General features: G+C 68.3%; 5 protein-coding genes and 1 pseudogene. 4 read left to right on the top strand and 2 right to left on the bottom strand.

Going from position 1 to position 4,220, the window contains the following annotated elements:
- The coding region (locus tag ACWD35_RS44920) for a DUF397 domain-containing protein (protein WP_451357091.1) at nt 1-548 on the bottom strand (548 nt) is incomplete at its 3' end.
- Nucleotides 549-685: 137 nt separating this feature from the next.
- Here ACWD35_RS44920 and ACWD35_RS44925 point away from each other — a divergent pair.
- The 3 genes and pseudogenes from ACWD35_RS44925 to ACWD35_RS44935 form a co-directional block, all read left to right on the top strand.
- A complete protein-coding gene (locus tag ACWD35_RS44925) occupies nt 686-1,408 on the top strand; it encodes a DJ-1/PfpI family protein (RefSeq protein ID WP_451357092.1) in 723 nt (240 codons plus the stop codon).
- 354 nt (nt 1,409-1,762) lie between these two features.
- Nucleotides 1,763-2,359: an isochorismatase family protein gene (locus ACWD35_RS44930; protein ID WP_451357093.1), complete on the top strand. Its 597-nt coding sequence runs from the start codon at nt 1,763-1,765 to the stop codon at nt 2,357-2,359.
- Between the two features lie 231 nt (nt 2,360-2,590).
- Nucleotides 2,591-2,785 (top strand): annotated as a pseudogene (locus ACWD35_RS44935) (hypothetical protein); the annotation flags it as partial.
- A gap of 132 nt (nt 2,786-2,917) precedes the next feature.
- Here the strand turns inward: ACWD35_RS44935 and ACWD35_RS44940 are convergent.
- Nucleotides 2,918-3,052, bottom strand: a complete 135-nt coding sequence (locus ACWD35_RS44940; RefSeq protein ID WP_451357094.1) for a hypothetical protein — start codon at nt 3,050-3,052, stop codon at nt 2,918-2,920.
- A 770-nt stretch (nt 3,053-3,822) separates the two neighbouring features.
- Between ACWD35_RS44940 and ACWD35_RS44945 the strand changes: the two genes are divergently transcribed.
- Nucleotides 3,823-4,113, top strand: coding sequence for a hypothetical protein (locus tag ACWD35_RS44945; RefSeq protein WP_451357095.1), 291 nt, complete (start codon nt 3,823-3,825; stop codon nt 4,111-4,113).
- Nucleotides 4,114-4,220: the final 107 nt, after the last annotated feature.

A 4,220-nucleotide genomic window follows, 5' to 3' on the forward strand; every position in this document is an offset into this window, starting at 1 on the left:
GTTGTACCACCGCCACCGCCTGGGTCTCCTGAAGATCTTGCCGAGGTGAGGCTGCACCGGTCCGGGGCAGCCTCACTGTCGTTATGCCGCGGTGGCGAGGGTCCGGATGCCGTGGGTGTGGGTGAGTCCGAGCTAGTCGTGCATCGGGCGATGCGTACCCGGGCAGGCGGAGCCGCCCGGCCGACTGCTCGCCAGTACCCGGATACGGCGGCCAGCCGGGGTGAGGAGTCCGCCGGCGGTCGTCGTCGAACTTCGCTTCGCACTCGTGGCCTCACCCTGCCCGATGCAGGGGCACTGGTTCGCCTACTCCGGACGGCCGATGCGTCCTGTCTGATCAGGTGGTCGAATGTGCCGGCCTTCGCGCCGAGGATCATGGCCCTGATCTCGTCGCGGGTATGGACGAGCGGTGTCTGCTCGGGCCGCTTGGGGCCGGGGACGGCGATGAACTCGCTGATCGCACCGAACTCCACAGAGTTGTCGTTGCCTCCGCTGAACGGGGACTTCTCCCAGGTGACGGCTGAGAGGCCCGGCTCGGCAGGGTCGGGCACGCGTCCAGCCCGAAGGACGGGCGTCGCAGGAATTCGGACTCCGCAGCCCTCCTGTTGTTCTCATCCACGACAGCACACATGGTGGTAGGGCAGCGCTTCCGCCCCAGCAGGTCGGCTCAGCCACCAGGAGCATCCCCATGACCGAATCCTCGGCCCCCCGGCACGAAGCCCCGGTGAAGACCATCGCCTTCGTCCAGTACCCGGGTCTCACCCCGCTCGACATCGTCGGCCCACTGCAGGTCTTCGGCATGCTGTCCCATCTCGTCCCCGGTTACGACACGGTCGTGGTCGGCGAGCGGATCGAACCGATGGCCACGGACACCCCGCTGTCGCTGGTTCCCAGCCATACCTTCGAGACCATGCCCGATCCGTACGCGCTCATCGTGCCCGGTGGCACGGTCTCCACCATCGCCGCGATGGCCGACGAGAAGCTGCTGGACAAGCTACGCACCGCGGCCGCGCGGTCCGAGATCGTCGGCTCGGTGTGCACCGGCTCGCTGCTGCTCGCCGCCGCCGGTCTCCTGGAAGGACGCCGGGCCAACTCGCACTGGAACTACCGCAGCCTGCTGGCCAAGTTCGAGGCGATCCCGGTGGCCGAGCGCTGGGTCCGGGACGGGAACGTCATCACCGCCGCCGGGGTGTCGGCCGGCATCGACATGGCACTCCACCTGGTCGGCGAGCTCGCCGGCCGGGACATCGCGCGCAAGGTCCAGTTGTTCGTCGAGTACGATCCCGAGCCCCCGTTGGGCCCGATCGACTGGGAGGCTGCCGACCCCGGTCAGTACGCGCCCCAGCGGCAGAAGGTTCTTCACCAGGCCCTCGCCGACCATCCCGCACTTCTGGAACGCCTGACGGACTGAGTGAACCGACCGTCACGCGCCAGCGGGCTGGCCCACGGTTCCGTGCCGCCCCGGCCAGCGGTGGCGGCCGGTCCGCGGAGCCGGAGGGTGACTGCCGTTCGAGCTGACAGCGCGCCAGCCGGTGCGCCGAACAGGCGCTCGGGTGTCGTTGCAGGTCAACGGGATGCCGCCGAGCAACCGGGGAGGAGAGTGGATGGTTCTAACCTCGCGCTTTCATGAAGCGTGGTGTCCGGCGAGAACCGAACACGGGCGCGGATGGGCCCCGGTCAGGTGAATGACGGGCCTGTAGCGCGTCTGTTCGCAGCGGACGGGCAGACATACGATCACGGGCTCCTGCGAGGAAGGGCTTGTGCTGTGCGTCGCGCTCTGATCATCGTCGATGTGCAGAAGGACTTCTGCGAGGGCGGCAGTATCCCGGTGAAGGGCGGCGCCGACCGGGCCCGCGCCATCGCTGAGATGGTCCAACGCTCCGCCGGCGGCGAGTATGCGCATATCGTCGCCACCCGCGATCACCACATCGATCCGGGCGACCACTTCTCCGACCACCCGAACTACCGGAACTCCTTCCCCGTGCACTGCGTGGCCGGCAGCGGGGGCAGCACCTTCCACCCGCACTTCGCGCCGACTGCCGCTTCCGGTGCCGTCGACGAGGTTTTCTACAAGGGTGCGTACTCCGCTTCGAAGAGCGGCTTCGAGGGCTCGGCCGAGGACGGCACATCCCTGGCCGAATGGCTTCACTCGCGCGGCGTCAGCGACGTCGACGTTGTCGGTATCGCCACCGACCACTGCGTGAAGGCCACCGCGCTGGACGGCGCGAATGCCGGCTTCGCCGTACGTGTCCTGCTCGACTACACAGCCGGCGTCGCCACCGACACCACCGACCACGCCATCGAGGAACTGCGTCGGGCCGGCGTCGCACTCACCGGCGAACCCGTCGTCCTCGACGGGTGACGTCTGCGGGGGTCCCGGAGTGAGTGTCGCTCCCACACCGGCCTCGATGGGAAAACGGCGCATTGCTCGGCCGCTCGGACAAGCCGCACCACTATGCCCTCTCCCCGAACCGATCAACCCGCCAGCCCACATCACCCACCTGGACGTCCGACGACGAGACCGACTCGCCGGAACCCTCCACGAGTACCGACATGCCGCTTGACCAGGCTGGATGATGTATCGGCACCCGCAGTGTGGGCACACGTCGAACGCGGCCTGGCCAACCTCGCCGTCGTCGCCCTCGACCGCCTGGAGACGCTCGTACGCAACCGGCACAAACGTCTGCAGTACCGGCCCGACACCCTCGACGGGTTCATAGCCGGGACCGGCCTGCCCCTGGACACCCCCACATCACTGCATCCCGTATGGCCCGTCACAGTGCTGTGACCGCATAGGTTCACCGGGACGGCGCTGGTGAACCTCAATCCGACTCCGATGTCCCAAGATGTTCCGGCTGGGGCGTCAAAGGCGGTGGCATACCGGTCAGCCTGCCACGGCTGCTTGGGCCCGCCGCCGAGGTCAGTGGGTGAAGCGCGGGTCCGATGCGTCGTATTGGTAGCCCCGGGACAGCACCTCTGCGACGTCGGCCTCGCCGTGCGCCTCGGCCCACGTTCGGATCCGCTTCTCCGCGGCGCTGTAGCGCTCGGCAACCATCGCGCAGCGACATTACGGCTTCGGTCGGCACCTCGCCTACCCCTACGAGGGCGACATTGCCCTCGGTGGCGGCTCGGGCGGTTCCGTCGTGCACTGCTGAGACCCGGACCTGGCGCGGTCTCCCGGGGGCGTCCGGCAGAGGGATCAGTTTGACGAAGTAGGAGTCCTCGAAGAAGTAGAAGTCGCCGACACTACCGTCGAGCGCGGCGGCAACGGCCTGCCCCATGGAGCCCAGCACGGAGGGAACCGCATCCGTCCATCCCGATGACGGGAACTCCCGGCTGCCCGACGTCAGCCGCACTGGGCCGTCGGTACAGAGGGGATCGCGGGAGTCGATCCTGAGCTCGTCCGGAATGACGTGCACGTCGAACAACCGCCATCGCTCCCGTACATGCGAAGCCGCGCGGTTGCGGCTTCTACTTCAGCGTAGTGCTGTGGCCGAGAGGTTCACGGGGGGCTCGATCAACTGGCCAGAGGGCGCATTGGTCCCACCGCGGTGTTGGGCCGGTGAAGATGGGGTGGGGGAGTTGTCGTAGCTGGTCCACGCGCGTAGCGGACGGTGCCCAGGCTGCGGTTTTCTCGTGTGCGGATCTCCAACCCCCCACACTTCATGGAGACTTCATGCGTCACGCCGCCTTCGGCCAGCCCGTAAAGGCCGTGTTCCTGATCGGCATGGCTGCCGCTCCTGCGCTGGCTGAGCCGCCCCGCCGCCCTCGACGGCAACCGCCCGCAGCGAGCTCGCCGCCCTCACCGTGGCTCCGCCGCATTCGATGGACGGCTACGCCCGCGACAAGTTCGACGTCTGGTCCACCCAGCCGGACGGCTGTGCCACCCGCCTGGACGTCCTCGCCCGCGTCGGCAAAGACGTCCAGGACAAACCCGGCAGCTGCCAGCCCTCATCCGGCTCCTGGTTCGGCGCCTGCGACGACACCACCGTGACCGACGTCGCCCAGGCCACCATCGACCACATGGTCCCCCTCGCCGAAGCCTGGCGCTCCGGGGTCGACGCCAGGAGCGCGGACCGGCGCAGGGCCTTCGGCGACGACCTCAAAGGCCCCTAGCTGCTGATCGCCTCGGAGTCGTCCAACTCGTCGAAGTCCGACAGCGGGCCGGCCGACTGGAAGCCCACCAACTACGCCGTCTGGTGTACCTACGCCAAGGATTACAC

The organism is Streptomyces sp. NPDC002671, from assembly GCF_053592475.1.

What these genes read in the sequence shown, in the direction of transcription:
- ACWD35_RS44925 (WP_451357092.1), top strand. Translation starts at nt 686, where the DNA reads ATGACCGAATCCTCGGCCCCCCGGCACGAAGCCCCGGTGAAGACCATC.
- ACWD35_RS44940 (WP_451357094.1), bottom strand. Translation starts at nt 3,052, where the DNA reads ATGGTTGCCGAGCGCTACAGCGCCGCGGAGAAGCGGATCCGAACGTGG.
- ACWD35_RS44945 (WP_451357095.1), top strand. Translation starts at nt 3,823, where the DNA reads ATGGACGGCTACGCCCGCGACAAGTTCGACGTCTGGTCCACCCAGCCG.